Raw genomic sequence first — 17991 nt, 5'->3', positions numbered from 1 at the left:
CAAGCGCTAGCCGGTTCCGCGCCGGCTGCAAAGCGTCTGCCATTGCAATCGCGCCCGGCGATCACATCTGAATGGTCTTCCCCCAAAGCTTCGCGCGCCCTTCCCCGATATCGCGCGCCTCAGACATCGGAGCGACTCATGCGCTACAATAATCTCGGCAAAAGCGGCCTTATCGTTTCGGAACTCTGCCTCGGCACGATGACCTTTGGCGGCGAAGGCGAAATGTGGGGCCAGATCGGCCGGCTGCAGCAGGACGAAGCCGACACGCTGGTCAAAACCGCGCTCGATGGCGGCATCAATTTCTTCGATACCGCCAATATCTATGCCGATGGCAAGTCGGAGCAGATACTGGGCCAGTCGTTCCGCAATCTGGGCATCAAACGCGAGGAAGCGGTGATCGCGACCAAGGTGGTCGGTCGCATGCACCCCGGCCCCAACGGCGTCGGCGCATCGCGCGGACATATTCTCGATCAGGTCAAGGCCAGCCTCGACCGCCTTCAGACCGATCATATCGACCTGTATCAGATTCATGGCTGGGACCCGACGACGCCGATCGAGGAAACGCTCGCGGCGCTCGACATCCTCGTCCGACAGGGAATGGTGCGCTATATCGGCCTTTCCAACTGGCCGGCCTGGGCAATCGCCAAGGCGTCGGCGCATAATGCCCATCACGGGCTGGCGCCGATCACCTCGCTTCAGGCCTATTACACGATCGCCAGCCGCGACATCGAACGCGAAATCGCGCCGCTGCTGCACCATGACGGGATCGGCATGATGGTATGGAGCCCGCTCGCCGGAGGCTTCCTGTCGGGCAAATATACGCGTCAGAGCGAAGGCGAGGGTCGCCGTACCACGTTCGATTTCCCGCCGATCGACAAGGAACGCGGATATGACATCATCGAAATCCTGCACGAACTGGCGGCCGCAAAGGGCCGCAGCGTCGCGCAGCTGGCGCTGGCCTGGCTGCTCCATCGCCCGGTGGTGACCAGCGTGATCGTCGGCGCCAAGCGCAAGGAACAGCTCGACGACAATCTGGGCGCGGTCGATGTCGAATTCACTGCCGACGAACTCGCCCGGCTGGACGAAGCGAGCCGGCTGACGCCCGAATATCCGGGCTGGATGCTCGAGCGTCAGAATCCGCGTCGGGAAATACCCAGCCCCCGCCGCGCCGCAATATAGACCGCCCGTGCCGGCGCGGCGATTGCCGCCGCGTCGGCGGGTATCCTCAACGATTTCAATTTAACGCACTATGTAATCGTGTAATCCAGTTGTATTGGATATCGAACCTGTGCAATCGTCCGCCCAACGCGATTCAGGAAGTTCATGTGCAGGACGCTCCCCCCACCACTGTCACGGCCGCACCGCGCATCGGCATGCCGCTGCCCAATTTCCGGGCGCGCACGACGATGGGCATGAAGTCGCTTGCCGATTATCGCGGCAACTGGCTGGTCCTTTTTTCGCATCCGTCCGATTTCACGCCGGTCTGCACCAGCGAGTTCGTGGCGATCGCGCGCGCGGCGGATCGTTTCGCACGGCTCGGCTGCGCGCTGATGGCGCTATCGGTCGACAGCCTCTATTCGCATTTCGCCTGGATCCGGATGATCCATGACCGGTTCGGCGTGAAGATCGAATTTCCGATCATCGAGGATCCGACACTCGAAATCGCCCGCGCCTATGGCATGGTCGCTCCCGACGCGCGCGACGCGGCAACCGTGCGCTACAGCTATTTCGTCGACCCCCAGGGCATATTGCGGGCATCGACTTGCTACCCGGTCGAAATCGGGCGTTCGGTGGAGGAAATGCTGCGCATGGTCGCCGCGCTTCAGCATGCCGACCGGCACAGCCTGCTTGCCCCGGCGGAATGGACGCCCGGCCAGCCGATGCTTCGCCCGCCGACACAGGAAATCGATACGGTGTTCGACGCCGGGCAGGCAACGGACTGGTTCTATCAACTGGCCGGGGACGATTCATGACACAGCCCCCCGACCCGCTCGACATCGAAACCGCCGCCGAACTGCTCCGCACGCTGGGGCATGTGACTCGGCTGGAGCTGATCCGCGCCTTGCAGGGCGAAGAGCGCAGCGTCAGCGATATCGAAGCGGCGACCGGCGTCGGCCAGCCGGCGCTTTCGCAACAATTGGCAGTGTTGCGAAAGGCCGATCTGGTATTGACGCGCCGCGCCGCCAAACAGGTTTTCTATCGGCTCAACCGCGACCGGTTCGCGATGCTGACCAGCATGCTGAACGTGCTGGGCAATGCGGCTCCGCCATCCGATGCGCAGTCCGGCGACATTCCCGCCACGTCGGGCGCCGCCGTCTTCGCGCGCGTCGGTTAATCGCCGGACCGCGCGGGATCGCGCAGCGCGATCGCCGCCACATCGACTCGCTGCCGCGTCAGTGCAAGCGGTGCAGGGCGGTGCGATACCAGCACCAACCCGGTCCCGGTGGCATCAAGCCAGTCGCCCAGCCGCCGCACCAGTTCCGCCTCGGTGGCGCCGTCCAGCCCCTCGGTCGGCTCGTCGAGCAGCAGCCAGGGCCGCCCCGCGAGCAGCGCCCGCGCAAGCGACAGCCGCTTGCGCTCGCCCCCGGACAGGATGCCGCCCGCTTCGGAAAGCGGCGTATCCAGCCCGGCAGGCATCGCCGCGATACGGCGGTCGAGGCACGCGACCTCCAGCGCCGCGCGCATATCGGCTTCGTTCAGTCCCGAGCGGGCAAGCCGCAGATTGTCGGCGATGCTTCCCGCGATCAGCACCGCATCCTGAGGCGCCAGCGCGAACTGGCCGCGCAACCTGTCCGCCGTGCAGTTTTCGAGCGGCATGCCATCGACCGCCAGGCGATGATGCGCGGGTCGCATCCCGGCAAGCGCCTCCAATATGCGTGTCTTTCCCGAACCCGAACGCCCGGTGACGGCGATGCGCGCGCCCGGCGCGATCGCCACGTCCCCGAGCGCGATCGAAGCGGCATCCGCCGCCGCAGCGATGCGCTTTTGCGGCTCGCCTTCCAGCGTGCGCAACGTGGCGAGGCGCGCGATGCCCTGTTCAACGCTCGCCTGACGCATGGCGGTGCGCGCGAAGGCCGCCATCGATTCGACCGACGCCGTCGCCGCGAGCAGGCCGAGCGCGACCTGTGCCGCCGGCCCCGTCGCCAGGGCGAGCACCAACGCCGCCGCCACACAGCCATAAGCGAGCAGCAATCCGGCAAGGACGCCTTCGCCGCGAAACAGCGCGGCACGGGCGCGATCCATCGGCGCGGCGATGTCGAGCAGCTGCGCGCTCACCCGGTCGCCCAGGCCATAGGCGATCACTTCGGGTCGCGCGGCGGCATAATCGATGAACGCCGTACGCAGGTCGCCCAGCGCCGCGGCCGCCACCGCTGCCGGCTCGCGCGTCAGCCGCCGTGCCGCAAACGCAAGCAGCCCGGGAAGCGCAGCGAGCAGGATCGCCAGCGCCAGTGCCGCCTGCCATCCCGCAAAGCAGGTAAGACCGACCGCAAAGACCGCCGCGATCAGGCTGGCCGGGCGTGTCGGGCGACGCACCACCAGATCCTCCAGCGCTTCGATATCGCCGATCAGCCGGGCGCTGGCATCGCCGCCGGAAAGGTCCGGCGCGGTGCGGCTGTCCTGCGCGGCGAGCTTGCCGAACAGCTTCCCGCGCAGCGTCGCCATCGCACCCAGCGCGGCGCGATGCGACACCAGCCGCTCGCCATAGCGCGCCGCCGTGCGGCTGATCGCCAGCCCCCGGATCGCGGCGCTGGGGATCAGATAATTGAATCCCATCGCCGCCGCCGGTCCGGCAGCGCCCGCAATCGCCGCGGCGGTCAGGAACCAGCCCGACAGCGCAAGCAACAGGATCGACGAAATCGCCGCAACCAACGCACAGACAAATGCCCATCGCAGCAGCTTGCGATCGGTTGCTTGCAGCAAGGCCGTTTCATCCCGTCGGGTCATAACGCGACCTCCATATCGGCTGCGGCAATCAGCCGCGCGTCGTGCGTCGCGACGATCACGGCATGGGTGCGCGCCAGTTCGGCCAGCAGCGCGACGACGGCTTCGGCCGAATCGGCGTCTAGATCGGCAGTCGGCTCGTCACACAGCAGCAGCGGCCTGCCCGACAGGATCGCACGCGCCAGTCCCACGCGCCGCCGTTCGCCGCCCGACAGCCCCGATCCGCGATGATCGAGCGGCAGATCGAGGCCGCGCTCGCCGACCAGCGATTCGAGCCCCACCGCCCGCACCGCATCGGCAACGCTTTCCTGCGACGCTTGCGGGCTGGCGAGTTTCAGATTGTCGCGCAGCGTTCCGGGAAGGATCAGCGGCTGCTGTGCCGCCCAGGCGATGTCGCCCGGATCGACCGGCGTGACGTCGCCCGATACGATTGCAACCTGTCCGGCAATCGCCGCGAGCACGCTGGTCTTGCCGCTTCCCGTCGGGCCGGTCAGCGCGATCATCCCCGTCCGGCCGATCGCGAAATCGAGCGGGCCGATAGCATGGCCGGGCCATGCGATCGCCAGCGCCTGCGCACGCAGACCGTTCCACGGCACCGACGGGCGCATCGCCATTGGTTCGGGCAGCGCCGCGATTTCCGCGCGCGCCGCCTCCCCCAGTTGCTTTTCGTGATAGGCCGCGGCCAGCCGCCGCATCGGCAAATAGAATTCGGGGGCCATGGCGAGCGCGAAAAACGCCTCGCGCAACGTCAGATTTTCCGGATCGGGAAAGGGCAGCATGTCGAGCAGGCTGAACCCGCAATAGACCGCGACCAGCGCGACCGCGAGCGCCGAGAAGAATTCGAGCACCGCGCTCGACAGGAACGCCGCGCGCAGCACCGCAACCGTGCGGTCGGCAACTTCGCGCGTCGCGCCCTGCACCTGGCGTGCGATCCGATCCTCGGCCCCGAAATGGCGGATGATCGGCAGCGTGCGGACGCGATCGACGAACAGGCCGGAAAGGTCGCCGAGCGCCGCCAGCTGCCGCTCCGATGCGCGCCGCGCCGCCGTACCCGCCAGGATCATGCCCAGAATGAACGGGATCAGGGTCACCATCAGGATGCCCGCCGCGACCAGGCTGGCACAGGCAACCACTGCGATCACCACCAGCGGCGCGAGCGTTGCCCCGAACCGGGCGGGCATGAAACGGGCTTCATAGTCTTCGATCGTGCGGACATGGTCGATCGCAACAACCGCCGATCCGCCCATCGAAATCGGCGTGGCGATCGGCCGGCCGAGCAGCCGGTCGAACAGGCCGGCGCGAAGTGCCACGCCCGATTGCTGCGCCGACGCGATTGCAAAGTGCTGAACCGCGAATACCGAAACCGCACGCATCAATCCGCCGCCGATAATCGCGGCATAAGCGTAATAATGTTCGGAAAGCCCCGCAGCGGCGCGACTCACCGCTTCGGCGATGCCCCATGCGAACCAGGAGGCTCCGACCAGATCGAGCAGCCAGAACCACCCTGCATTCCAATGCTTTATCATAATATGATTTTCACTAATTGACCTTGGTCAAGGTGAGTCCTATTCCGCCGCCGCAGATAGCGCGGGCATATCGTTCGAGTCACGGCTTTGCCCGGCTCAATATGAGGAATCTGCCATGGATATGGCCGTCGTCGAGCTTTCGCGGCTGCAGTTTGCGCTGACAGCAATGTACCATTTTCTTTTCGTCCCGCTCACGCTGGGCCTCTCGTTCATTCTGGTGATCATGGAGAGCGTCTATGTCATGACGGGGCGCGAAGTGTGGCGCGATATCACCCGTTTCTGGGCAAAGCTGTTCGGAATCAACTTCGTTCTCGGTGTGGCGACCGGGCTGACGATGGAATTCGAATTCGGCACCAACTGGTCCTATTACTCCCATTATGTCGGCGACATTTTCGGCGCGCCGCTGGCGATCGAGGGGCTGATGGCCTTTTTCCTCGAAGCCACGTTCGTCGGACTGATGTTCTTCGGCTGGGGGCGGATGACCAAGCGCCAGCATCTTTTCACCACCTTCATGGTGGCGCTGGGCTCGAATCTGTCCGCGCTGTGGATCCTGATCGCGAACGGCTGGATGCAGTTCCCCGCCGGATCGACGTTCAATCCCGATACGATGCGGATGGAAGTGACCAATTTCGCCGAGGTGCTGTTCAACCCCGTCGCACAGGCCAAGTTCGTCCATACGGTCAGCGCCGGCTATGTCACCGCATCGGTGTTCGTGCTGGGGGTATCGGCCTTCTATCTGCTCCGCGGGCGTCATATGGAGCTTGCCAAGCGCAGCTTCGCGGTTGCCGCCGCCTTCGGCCTGGCGTCCTCGCTCTCGGTCGTCGTGCTGGGCGATGAAAGCGGCTATGCGCTCACCGACAACCAGAAGATGAAGCTCGCCGCGATCGAAGGCGCATGGGAAACCGAACCGGCGCCGGCGGGTCTGGCGATCTTCGGCCTGCCGTCGAACAGCGGGCGCGAAACCACCTATGAGGTCAAGATCCCCTATGTGCTCGGCCTGATCGCCACGCGCAGCCTGGACGGCGAAGTAAGCGGCATCAAACCGCTGGTCCAACAGGCCAAGGGTCGGATCGTCAACGGCATCGACGCCTATGACGCGGTTCAGACGCTGCGTGCCGATCCCGAAAATCCCGCCGCGCGCGAGAAATTCGAGCGGAACAAGGCCGATCTTGGCTATGCGCTGCTGCTCAAACGCTATGTCGAAGATCCGCGTCAGGCCGATGCCGCCGCGATCGACAAGGCCGCATGGTCGACCGTGCCCAACGTGCCTGCGCTGTTCTGGCTGTTCCGTGGCATGGCCGGGCTCGGTTTCTTCTTCATCGCCTTTTTCGGTCTGGCGCTGATCTTCGCCAATACGCGCCGGTTCGACCGTAAATGGTTCCTGCGCGCGGCGGTGTTGATCATTCCGCTGCCCTGGATCGCGGCGGAGTTCGGCTGGCTTGTCGCCGAAATCGGGCGCCAGCCCTGGGCAGTGGACGGCGTGCTGCCGACCTTCCTCGGCGCATCGAGCCTGACCGTGGCCCAGATCTGGACGACGATCATCGGCTTTACGTTGCTCTATGGCGTGCTGGCGGTGATCGAGGTGCGGCTGATGCTCGCGGCGATCAAGAAGGGGCCGGAACGCTATCTTCCGGCGCCCGAGCCGGTGCCGTCCGCCCCCTATCACGCCGTTCCGGCCGAATAAGCCCGCGGGAACGAGGAGACTATCATGTCCATCCCACTCGATTACGAAACCCTCCGGATCATCTGGTGGCTGCTGCTGGGCGTGCTGCTGATCGGCTTTGCGCTGACCGACGGCTTCGATCTGGGCGTTGCCGCGCTGCTCCCCTTCGTCGCGCGCGACGATGTCGAGCGCCGCATGGTGATCAACACGATCGGCGCCACATGGGAAGGCAACCAGGTCTGGTTCATCCTGGGCGGCGGTGCGATCTTCGCGGCCTGGCCGTTCGTCTATGCGGTCAGCTTCTCGGGCTTCTATCTGGCGATGTTCCTGGTGCTCGCGGCGCTGATATTGCGACCGGTGGGCTTCAAATATCGCTCGAAGCATGACGACAAGGGCTGGCGCAGCCGCTGGGACTGGGCGTTGTTCGTCGGCGGTTTCGTCCCGGCGCTCGTCTTCGGAGTCGCGGTTGGCAACGTGCTGGTCGGCGCGCCCTTCCGCCTCGATGGCGATCTGCGCAGCTTTTACGAAGGAACGCTGCTCGGCCTGTTCACGCCGTTCACGCTGCTCACCGGCCTGCTTTCGGTCGCGATGCTCGTCCTGCACGGTTCGGGCTGGCTCAGCCTCAAGGTGGAAAACGGTGCGGTGCATGATCGCGCACGCCGCTGGGGCCAGATCGCCGCCATTGCCGCGATCGCGCTGTTCGCGCTGGGCGGTGCGTTCGTGGCCTTTGGCGACATGGGCTATCGCGTTGCCGACATCGTCGATCCCAACGGCCCGTCCAATCCGCTGCGCGCCGCATCGGTCGCCGCGCCGGGCGCGTGGCTCGACAATTATGGCCGCTATCCCTGGATGCTGATCGCGCCGGTGCTGGGCTTTGCCGGGCCGGTGCTGGCGTTCTTCGGCATTCGCGGCAGAAAGGACGCACTGGTGTTCACCGGCTCCTCGCTCGCCAATGTCGGGATCATCTCGACCGTCGGTCTTTCGATGTTCCCCTTCATCCTGCCGAGCTCGATCGATCCGGCGTCCAGCCTTACCGCGTGGAACGCGTCTTCCAGCCACGGAACGCTGTTCACGATGCTGGTCGTGACGATCGTGTTCCTGCCGATCGTCCTTGTCTACACCGCCTGGGCGTACAAGGTCATGTTCGGGCGTGTCACGCGCGAGCAGGTCGACACCAACCCCGACTTTTATTGAGGAGCCCGCACATGTGGTATTTCACCTGGGTCCTGGGTCTCGGCCTCGCCGTCGGCGTCGCGATCCTCAACGGCATCTGGCTCGAATTCCAGACCGATTATGAGGAGGACAAGACCGTCCTCGACTGATCCGACACCAATATCCCAATCCCCCCGGTGCGCCGCGCCTGCCTCCTCCCAAGGGAAAGCAGGGCGGCGCATCGGCGTTTCGGCAACGCGCAATCGCCACACATCCGCCAGGTCGATGCGGCAAAGGCAGCGCGAAGAAAATACCACCGGCAGCGGCGATAGAATCGCGAGCGATCCGTGGTTTATTGCTGTCGGGTCGAAGCAATATCGCCCCGGCGTTGCAATGACGCCACCGCGCGGTTAGGCTGGTCTCGTTACGTACATGCCATATTGCGCGCAGGGATATCGCGGCGACATCGCCGCATATTCCTTTGCCATCGGCTGCTATTCGACTTTCGGAGGATCGCCCTATTATCCGCGTTGCACTTGATACGGACATTACCCGATCGTGAATTCGGATTCCGCTGGCCTCGCTTCCGAACCTGGTTTCAATCCGATCGTATTTTACGGCGCGGTCACGCTGATCGGTGCGCTGATCCTGTTCGCGGTGCTGAATGTCGATCAGGCGTCGGTGATATTCGACGCGATCCAGAGCGGCGCGACCGATAATTTCGGCTGGCTGCTGGTGCTGACGGTCAATATCCTGCTGGTGCTGTGCGCGATACTGGCCTTTGGCAGGTTCGGGAATATCCGGCTGGGCGGCCAGAGCGCCAGACCCGAATTCGGCATGCTGGCATGGTTCGCGATGCTGTTTTCGGCAGGTATGGGGATTGGCCTGCTCTTCTATGGCGTCGCCGAACCGGTGACGCATTTCGCCAATCCTCCCGCCACGGCCTTTTCCAATCCCGATGCGCATCTGCCGCGCGGGCTGGCCGGAAACGCGCAGCATGCGATGGGCGTCACCTTCCTTCACTGGGGGCTGCACGCCTGGGGCATCTATGCGATCATCGCACTCGGGCTTGCCTATGCTGCGTACAACCGCGGCATGCCGCTCAGCATCGGCGGTTTCCTGAATGCGGCCTTCCCCCGGCTCCCCCGACTGCTGGTCGATGCGATCGACGTGCTCGCGATCACCGCCACCGTTTGCGGCGTGGCGGCGTCGCTCGGCTTTGGCGCATCGCAGATCAATGCCGGGCTCAGCATCCTGGTCGGCGCGCCCGACAACGCGCTTACCAAATTCATCCTGATCGTCGTTATCACCGCCATGGCGACGACATCGGTGGCATTCGGCCTGAACGCCGGGATCAAGCGGCTGTCGGAAATCAACATGGTGCTGGCGCTGCTGCTGATGCTCTTCGTGTTCATCGTTGGGCCGACCGTGTTCCTGCTCAACGGCTTCATCCAGAATGTCGGCTATTATGTGCAGCGGTTCGTCTATCTTTCGACCTGGACCGAAACCTACAGCCCCGGCCATTGGCAGGGCAGCTGGACGATCTTCTATTACGCCTGGTGGATCAGCTGGTCGCCGTTCGTCGGCATCTTCATCGCGCGCATATCCTATGGCCGCACGGTCCGCGAATTCATCACCGGCGTGTTGTTCGTGCCGACCCTGTTCACCTTCGTCTGGATGACGATCTTCGGCGACAGCGCATTGCATATCGAAATGTTCGGCGCGGGCGGGCTGGCCGAGGCGGTGGCACAGAGCATGCCCGATGCCTTGTTCGCGTTCCTCGCCCATTTCCCGCTGACCACGGTCGCTTCGTGGCTGGCGGTGGTGATCGTCGCCACCTTCTTCGTCACATCGGCCGATTCGGGTGCGCTGGTGACGGCGATGATCGCATCGGGCGGGCATCATCATGCCAGCTTCGTTTCGCGCGTGACCTGGGCAGTCGCGATCGGGCTGCTCGCGGCGGCGCTGCTCTGGGCGGGCGGACTCGCCGCGTTGCAGACGGCGGCGATCGTCACCGGCCTGCCCTTTGCGCTGGTGCTGCTGATGATGGCGGCGGGGCTCTATCGCATGCTCGATCAGGAACATCGGCGCCTGTCGTTCGGCACCTGACGCTTTCGGTCCAACGAACCCACCCCAGCACGACATTCCCGCCCCCGCGCGACCAAATTCGGACGCGCGGGGCGGACTTGTACCTGGCACCTCCTGGAGTCAGCGCCTGAAGACGTAACGTAAATCCTCCCTCCAATGTTATTCACACGCACGATAGTGAATATTGACTCACGTGAGAAAAACAGTATCGATCGCCCTACGACAGCGAAAAATCGCTGCGCGGGAGAGGGAGTTATCGAATGAAGGGTAGGATATTTGCGTCCGCTTCGGTCGCCGCGATCGCGCTGGTCGCCACCCCTGCTTATGCGCAGGACCAGTCCGCCAGCCAGGACAACAACACGCAGTCCGAAGCGCAGAGCGCATCGGAAATCGTCGTTACGGCAACGCGCCGCGCCGAACGGCTTCAGGACGTGCCGCTCAGCGTCACTGCCTTTCAGCAGGAAGAACTGACCGAAAAGGGCATTGTCGGCTATGAAGGGCTGGCGCGCGAAACGCCGGGCGTCGTCGTCAACAAACCCACCGCCAATTTCAACAACTTCACTGCGCGCGGCATCGCGACCAACGGCTATGGCGCGAACCTTCAGGGCACGGTCGCCATCTATATCGACGAACTGCCGATCTCGGCGAACGGCAACTCCACCATTCTCGACCCGACATTGTTCGATGTCGAGCGCGTGGAGTTCCTGCGCGGTCCCCAGGGGACGCTGTTCGGGTCCAGCTCGCTTGCAGGCGCGGTCCGCATCCTCACCAAATCGCCCGATCTGGACGAAGTGCAGGCATCAGCGCTGGTGGATATCGGCCTGACCGGCAGCGATTCGCTGCGCCAGCGCTATAACGGCATGGTCAATGTGCCGATCATCACCGATCGGCTCGGCCTGCGTGTCGTCGGCTTCTACCGGCACGAGGATGGCTGGGTCGACAATATCGGCACGGGCGTGAAGAATTCGAACGTGCTCAAGGCCTATGGCGGCCGTGCCGAACTCGAATGGCAGCCCAATGACCGGTTCCGTGCCCGCGCGACCTTCATCTATGAGAACAGCAAGCCGGAAGATTCGGCGCTGACCAACCCCAACCTGGGCAAATTCGTCCGCCGTTCGGACCGCCCCGACCTGTTCGAAGGCGAGCTGCACAGCTACAATCTCTCGCTCGACTGGGATCTCGGCTTCGCCAATTTCACCAGTTCGACCACCTATGCGACCTTCGATCAGTCGTTCGTCGTCGACCTGGCGGGCACTTTTGCCCAGACCATTCCCTTCGCGCTCGATGCCTATGCCTATGACGATGTCTGGGTTCAGGAAATGCGGCTGGCATCGCAGACATCGGGCCCGCTCGAATGGATCGTCGGCAGCTTTTTCTACGGCAAGGAACGGCAGGTCGATTATAATTACCGCAGCAACGAACAATTCATCGACGAATATAATATCACCGGACTGCCCGACGAATATTATTCGCGGTTCACTGGCATCGGCCGCTCGACCGAACTGGCCGCATTCGGCGAGCTTACTTATCGTTTCGGCGAGAAATTCTGGCTGACCGGCGGGCTTCGCTATACCTCTACCGAAGTGCGGGCGAACACGCGTGCCGGCGGATATACGTCCAACTATCTCGCAGTGGCCCCTGCCCTTGTCGCCGCCAATTACAAGCTTGGGTGGAATTTCGTGCCCACGGCGGTTCCGGCCGCGCTCGGACGACGGGTTACCGACGGGTCGCTGTCCTACAAGGTCAGCGCGTCGTTCAAGCCCAGCCCGTCGCTGACCACCTATGCCACCATATCGACCGGCTTCCGCGCGCCGGTGGCCAATGCGCGCGCGGGCCTCGTCAGCGTGGTCGATCCCACCGACATCGTCATTCCCGACGGCGCGGATTCGGATTCGCTCACCAATTATGAAGTCGGGCTCAAGGGCTATTGGCTGAACGGCGCGCTGTCGGCCAATCTGGCTTTCTATTATATCGACTGGCGCGACATTCAGGTGCAGGCCAATCGCCTGTCCGATCAGATCCAGTTCGCGACCAATATCGGCGCCGCGACCAGCAAGGGCGTCGAACTCGAACTGGCGGTGCGCCCCACGCGCGGACTGCTCTTCACCTTCAACGGCTCGTACAACGATGCCAAGGTGACCGAACTTACCGATCAGGAAGCGGCGATGTCCGGCGCGGAAAAGGGGATTCAGCTTGCCTCGCCGCATTTCCAGGGCTCGGCTACGGTCCGCTATGATTTCGCGGTCGGCGACAATGCCGATGTGTTCATGGCCGCCAATGCCGCGCATGTCGGCAAATATCCGGGCCTGTTCCCCAATGTTCCGGGGCGCCCGACGCTGATCAACCCGACCTATGACTATACCGACGCCTATACGACGGTGAATCTCTATGCCGGGGTGACCACGGGCGGCGCCAAGATCACGGCCTATGTCGAAAATCTGCTCGACAATGACGCGATCACCTATGTCCATCCCGAAGCGTTTCTGGATGGGCGCTATGCGCGGCTGCGTCCGCGCACGATCGGCATTCGCGTGGGGTATGACTTTTGATGTTCGACAGATACGCAAGCAGCAATGAACGGGGCCGGTCGCGCACAATGGTGCGCGGCCTGCTCGCGCGGATGGGTCGGCTGGTGCTGCTGACCGGCCTGGTCGTCATCCCGGTCGGGGCCGGCGCGCAACGCTCGGGCCCGGTGGTGACGGCGCCTGTCGGAACGATGGTCGGCAGCGAGCGGCGTGGCATCCTGTCGTTCAAGGGCATTCCCTATGCCGTGGCGCCGGAGGGCGATCTGCGCTGGAAACCGCCCGTGCCCCAGCCCGACTGGCAGGACACGCGGCGCGCCACCGATTTCGGCCCCGCCTGCTATCAACCCGGTGCGCGCTCGGCGAGCGTCTATTCCGAAGATATCGGCCCGATGAGCGAGGATTGCCTGTCGCTCAATGTCTGGGCGCCCGAACATGCCGAAAATGCGCCGGTGCTGGTGTGGATTCATGGCGGCGCACTGACCAACGGGGCGAGCAGCCAGAAGACATATGACGGGTCGAAAATGGCGCGTCAGGGCATCGTCGTCGTTTCGATCAATTATCGCCTGGGCATATTGGGCTATCTCGCGCATCCCGAACTCAGCGCCGAATCGGCCGACGATGTCTCGGGCAATTACGGCCTGCTCGACCAGATCGAGGCGCTGAAATGGGTTCAGCGCAACATCGCCGCGTTCGGCGGAGACCCGGCCAACGTCACCATCGCCGGCGAAAGCGCAGGCGCGCTCAGCGTCATGTATCTGATGGCATCGCCCCGTGCGCGCGGCCTGTTCGCCAAGGCGATCGCCGAAAGCGCCTATATGCTCAGCACCCCTGCCCTGCGCGAAGCTTCGCATGGCATGCCCCCGGCGGAAACCACGGGCAGCGCGTTGCAGCAGAAGCTTGGTGCGGCCGATCTGGCCGCGATGCGCGCGATGTCGCCGGCCGATCTGGTGCGCGGCGCCGCCGAAGCGGCGTTCGTCCCCTGGGGCACGATCGACGGACAGGTGCTTCCCGATCAGCTGGTCGATATCTTCGACCGCGGCGAACAGGCCCCCGTGCCGATCATCGCCGGGTTCAACAGCGGCGAAATCCGCACGCTGCGCATCCTGTTGCCGCCCAAGCCGGACAGTGCCGCGGCCTATGAAGCGCGCATCCGTGCCGCCTATGGCGAACTGGCCGATCGCTTCCTCGCAATCTATCCGTCCGACGATATCGAAGAGAGCATGCTCGCGACCACGCGCGACGCGATGTACGGATGGACGTCGGAACGGCTGGCAGCGAAACAGGCGGCGCTGGGCGTCCCGTCCTATCTCTATCTGTTCGATCACGGTTATCCGGCGACCGAAACCTGGAACGTCCATGGCTTTCACGGATCGGAACTGCCCTATGTGTTCGGCACGATGGACGATCTGCCGCCCTATTGGCCCAAGATCCCCGACACCGCGCGCGAACGTGCGATGTCGGCGGCGATCATGGGCTATTGGGTATCCTTTGCCCGCACCGGTCAGCCGACTGCGCCCAATGCTCCGGCATGGCCGCCCTATGCCGACGATCGTTCCGGGATGGTATTCGCCAACAAGCCCGTGCCGGTGCTGCGGCTGAGCGGCGGACGCTATGCCCTGCACGAGGAAGTCGTCTGCCGGCGCCGTGCGGCGGGGGACATTCCCTGGACCTGGAACACCGGCGTGATTTCGCCGCCCCTTCCCCCGCAGGATACGCGATGCCGATGATCAGTGGTGCGATGCAGGATTACGCGCTTACGCTCGACAAATTTATCGACCACGCGGCCAAATGGCATCCGACGGGCAAGATCGTCACCGCACGCGAAGGCGGTTCGACCGTGCGGGCGACCTTCGCCGAAGTACGGGAACGGGCACGGCGCTTTTCGGCGCTGCTTGCCGGGCTGGGCATCGGGGTCGGCGATCATGTCGCCACCCTGGCCTGGAACTGTCAGGTCCATGTCGAGGCATGGTACGGCATCATGGGGATGGGGGCGGTTTGCCACACCCTCAACCCCCGCATCACTGCGGCCCAGCTCGGCGCGATGGTGCAGCAATCGCAGGCGAAACTGATCATCGCCAGCGCCGATCTGTTGCCGCTCGCGCGTGACGTCGCCGCGCTGGCGCCCAATATCCAGGCGATCCTGATCGACGGCGACGTGCCCGCCAACGGCAATGGCGCGGTACGGATCCTGTCGGTCGATGCCGCGCTCGCCGCGACGACGCAGACGGTTCCGTGGGGCGATTTCGACGAACGCACCCCTGCCGGCCTTTGCTTCACGTCCGGAACGACGGGGGCGCCCAAGGGCGTAACCTATACCCACCGTTCGAACTTCCTCCATGCCAACCGGTTGCTGCAGGCGGATGTGTTCGGCATCACGCGCCGCGACGTCGTGCTGCCCGCAGTGCCGATGTTCCATGCCAATGCCTGGGGCATTCCGTTCGCGGCGCCTTCGGTCGGCGCGGGGCTGGTGCTGCCGGGGCGGCATACCGATGGCGAAAGCCTTGCCCGACTGATCCGCGACGAAGGCGTCACCGTCGCCGTCGGCGTGCCCACGGTCTGGGTCGGGCTGGTGGATTATATCGAGCGCGCGGCCGTCGCGCTGCCGTCGCTGAAACGGATCATGGTCGGCGGCGCGCCGATGCCCCCCGCGCTGATGCAGCGCATCGAAACCATACTCGGCGTAACCGTTCAGACGAGCTGGGGGATGACCGAACTCTCGCCGCTCGGCACCATTTCCATGGCGGGCGATCCCGAGCGCGCGGCCGGCAATTCCGGTCGCCCGGCGCTGGGCATCGACCTGATGCTGTTCGATGCGTCCGGCACGCCGCTCGCCGAGCAGCGCGGCACCGAAGGCCATCTTCACGTCCGTGGCCCGGCCGTGGTCGAACGCTATTTCGGGCAGGAGCAAAGCGCGACCAACGCCGATGGCTGGTTCGACACCGGCGACCTGGCGATCATCGACGCGCACGGCAATCTGACGATCACCGGACGTTCGAAGGATCTGATCAAATCCGGCGGCGAATGGATCAACCCGGCCGAAATCGAAGCGCTGGTAACGACGCTTCCCCAGGTTTCGTTCGCCGCGGTGATCGGTCGCAACGATCCCAAATGGGGTGAACGCCCGCTGTTGCTGGTCGAATTGCGCGGCGATGCGAGCATCGAGGATGAAGCGCTGCTGGCGCCGCTCAATGGGCGGATCGCGCCATGGTGGGTGCCCGATGCAGTTATCCGTCTCGACAATATGCCACTGGCATCAACCGGAAAGATCGACAAGATACGCCTTAGAGCAGAGTATAGCGGGTCGTGATGATGGCGAGTACGGCCAGCCTGACCCGCGATGTAACGAGGAAAGGCGTCAATTTGTCAGCAGAACGCAAGCCGCGTCGGAAACCGCAGAGCAAGGCGGAACGACGGGCCGAAACGACCGAACAGATTCTCGACGCGGCGGAATATCTGTTTTCCCGCCACGGGCTTTACGGCGTGACGCTGAAGGATGTCGCAAAGCGCGTGGGCGTGCACCACACGCTGCTCAACTATTATTTCGACGACAAGCAGAAGCTGTTCGACGCGGTGTTCGCACGCCGTGCGCAGGTAACCAACGAGCGGCGGATGAAGGCGCTCGACGATTATGAGCGCTCGACCGACGGCAAGCCGACCGTCGAAGGCGCGCTCCACTCCTATCTCGATACCGATCTCGACCTTTATATCGAAGGCGGCGAAGGCTGGCGCAATTATGCCGCGCTGGGCGCACAGGTCGCCAATACCCCCGAATGGGGCGCGGAGATGATGGACCAGCATTTCGATCCGGTCGTGCTGCGGCTGATCGATCTGCTCCGCAAGGCGCTGCCCGATTGCGAGGAAGAGGACATCTTCTGGGGCTATCACTTCGTCACCGGGGGGCTGATGCTCACGCTGGCGCGGACCGGGCGTATCGACAAATTGTCGGGCGGACTTTGCCGTTCGGAGGATTTCGTGGCGGTCAAGAAACGCATGGCGACGTTCATGGCGGCCGGCTTCAAGTCGATCTGCGCCGAACGCGCGGCGGAACGACGGGCGGCACAGTAAGCCAGGGATAGCGGGCAGGAAGGCCATGGCCGCCTTGTCTCGTTTAGGTTATTAACTCGCTTGATAGTGAACTACTTTTTGGGAGGCCCTAAGTGACGGGAACACCGATTTTGCAGGACAAGGTGGCGATCGTGACGGGAGCCGGGGGTGGGCTCGGCCGGTGTCATGCACTCGAACTGGCGCGCCATGGCGCAAAGCTGCTGGTCAACGACCTGAACGGCGAAGCCGCGCAGCGGGTTGCCGACGAAATCACCGCTGCCGGCGGGCAAGCCATTGCGATGGCGGGTTCGGTCACCGACGAAGCCGCCGTCGACGCCATTGTCGCGCGGCTGATGGACTGCTGGGGCCGGATCGACATTCTGGTCAACAATGCGGGCATCCTGCGCGACAAGAGCTTCGCGAAGATGTCGATCGAGGACTTCCGGACCGTCGTCGAAGTGCATCTGATGGGTGCCGCGATCTTCTCAAAGGCCGTGTGGCCGGTGATGCGCGAGCAGCAATATGGCCGCATCGTCATGACGACGTCCTCGTCGGGCCTCTATGGCAATTTCGGCCAGGCCAATTACGGCGCGGCCAAAATGGCGCTTGTCGGGCTGATGCAGACGCTCGCGATCGAAGGCGAGAAATATAATATCCGCGTCAACAGCCTGGCTCCGACCGCCGCGACGCAGATGACCGACGGCGTGCTTGCCGCCGACGCGCTGACGCAGCTCGACCCTGCGCTTGTCAGCCCCGGCCTGGTGGCGCTGGTTGCCGAAGACGCGCCCAGCCGCGCGATCCTGTGCGCCGGCGCGGGCAATTTCGCGTCCGCCAACATCACGCTCACCCACGGCCTCTATGTCGGCCGAACCGACGATGCCGCCGCGCGCGTCATCGACGGCTGGGATGCAGTCACCGATCGCGAAGGCGAAGCGGTCCCCGCTTATGGCTTTTTCCAGGCCGAACGCGAGCTCGCGGCGTCCGGCGCCGAAGTCCCGGCAATGGCAGTGGCACGATAACGCACGATCCGCGGCGTGGCGAAGATCGCCGC

General features: G+C 64.2%; 14 protein-coding genes. 12 read left to right on the top strand and 2 right to left on the bottom strand.

Annotated features, from left to right (window positions below; all coding sequences use genetic code 11):
• Positions 1-138: 138 nt before the first annotated feature.
• The 3 genes from DKB74_RS00825 to DKB74_RS00815 all read left to right on the top strand — a co-directional run bounded on the left by DKB74_RS00825 (position 139) and on the right by DKB74_RS00815 (position 2335).
• Positions 139-1179: an aldo/keto reductase gene (locus DKB74_RS00825; RefSeq protein ID WP_109806229.1), complete on the top strand. Its 1041-nt coding sequence runs from the start codon at positions 139-141 to the stop codon at positions 1177-1179.
• A 194-nt stretch (positions 1180-1373) separates the two neighbouring features.
• Positions 1374-1973, top strand: a complete 600-nt coding sequence (locus tag DKB74_RS00820) for a peroxiredoxin (protein ID WP_109807030.1) — start codon at positions 1374-1376, stop codon at positions 1971-1973.
• Complete coding sequence (locus DKB74_RS00815) at positions 1970-2335, top strand: ArsR/SmtB family transcription factor (RefSeq protein WP_109806228.1); 366 nt, start codon at positions 1970-1972, stop codon at positions 2333-2335. Before DKB74_RS00820 ends, DKB74_RS00815 begins: the two co-directional genes overlap by 4 nt.
• On the opposite strand, the gene DKB74_RS00810 is transcribed toward DKB74_RS00815, so the two are convergent.
• The gene (locus DKB74_RS00810; RefSeq protein WP_109806227.1) at positions 2332-3945 is read right to left on the bottom strand and encodes an amino acid ABC transporter ATP-binding/permease protein; all 1614 of its coding nucleotides are present in this window, start codon (positions 3943-3945) and stop codon (positions 2332-2334) included. The two genes, DKB74_RS00815 and DKB74_RS00810, sit on opposite strands and share 4 nt — an antisense overlap.
• Entirely contained in the window at positions 3942-5468 is a 1527-nt protein-coding gene (locus DKB74_RS00805; protein WP_109806226.1) for an ABC transporter ATP-binding protein/permease, read from the bottom strand. The genes DKB74_RS00810 and DKB74_RS00805 overlap by 4 nt, the downstream gene beginning before the upstream one ends.
• Positions 5469-5583: 115 nt before the next feature.
• Here DKB74_RS00805 and DKB74_RS00800 point away from each other — a divergent pair, with 115 nt between their 5' ends.
• From DKB74_RS00800 to DKB74_RS00760, 9 genes are all read left to right on the top strand, one after another.
• Positions 5584-7152 (top strand): cytochrome ubiquinol oxidase subunit I, encoded by a 1569-nt coding sequence (locus DKB74_RS00800; protein WP_109806225.1) that lies wholly within the window; start codon positions 5584-5586, stop codon positions 7150-7152.
• 24 nt (positions 7153-7176) lie between these two features.
• Positions 7177-8325, top strand: coding sequence for a cytochrome d ubiquinol oxidase subunit II (gene cydB, locus DKB74_RS00795; RefSeq protein ID WP_109806224.1), 1149 nt, complete (start codon positions 7177-7179; stop codon positions 8323-8325).
• Between the two features lie 11 nt (positions 8326-8336).
• On the top strand, positions 8337-8453 hold the full coding sequence (gene cydX / locus DKB74_RS00790) for a cytochrome bd-I oxidase subunit CydX (protein ID WP_109806223.1): 117 nt from the start codon (positions 8337-8339) through the stop codon (positions 8451-8453).
• A 388-nt stretch (positions 8454-8841) separates the two neighbouring features.
• On the top strand, positions 8842-10392 hold the full coding sequence (locus tag DKB74_RS00785) for a BCCT family transporter (RefSeq protein WP_109806222.1): 1551 nt from the start codon (positions 8842-8844) through the stop codon (positions 10390-10392).
• 239 nt (positions 10393-10631) lie between these two features.
• Positions 10632-12920 carry a TonB-dependent receptor gene (locus tag DKB74_RS00780; protein ID WP_109806221.1) on the top strand — a complete coding sequence of 763 codons (2289 nt, stop codon included), beginning with the start codon at positions 10632-10634 and terminating at the stop codon, positions 12918-12920.
• Positions 12920-14623 carry a carboxylesterase/lipase family protein gene (locus DKB74_RS00775; RefSeq protein WP_239987318.1) on the top strand — a complete coding sequence of 568 codons (1704 nt, stop codon included), beginning with the start codon at positions 12920-12922 and terminating at the stop codon, positions 14621-14623. Before DKB74_RS00780 ends, DKB74_RS00775 begins: the two co-directional genes overlap by 1 nt.
• Positions 14614-16203 (top strand): AMP-binding protein, encoded by a 1590-nt coding sequence (locus DKB74_RS00770; RefSeq protein WP_338062875.1) that lies wholly within the window; start codon positions 14614-14616, stop codon positions 16201-16203. Before DKB74_RS00775 ends, DKB74_RS00770 begins: the two co-directional genes overlap by 10 nt.
• Positions 16204-16256: 53 nt before the next feature.
• Positions 16257-16961, top strand: a complete 705-nt coding sequence (locus tag DKB74_RS00765) for a TetR/AcrR family transcriptional regulator (protein WP_239987317.1) — start codon at positions 16257-16259, stop codon at positions 16959-16961.
• 92 nt (positions 16962-17053) lie between these two features.
• Positions 17054-17959, top strand: coding sequence for an SDR family NAD(P)-dependent oxidoreductase (locus DKB74_RS00760; protein ID WP_239987316.1), 906 nt, complete (start codon positions 17054-17056; stop codon positions 17957-17959).
• The last annotated feature ends 32 nt before the right edge of the window (positions 17960-17991 follow it).

It is taken from the genome of Stakelama portus (assembly GCF_003171655.1).
GTDB lineage: Bacteria > Pseudomonadota > Alphaproteobacteria > Sphingomonadales > Sphingomonadaceae > Sphingomonas > Sphingomonas portus.
The sequence above is the reverse complement of the archived record's forward strand: the minus strand, read 5'-3'. Positions and strand labels throughout refer to the sequence as shown.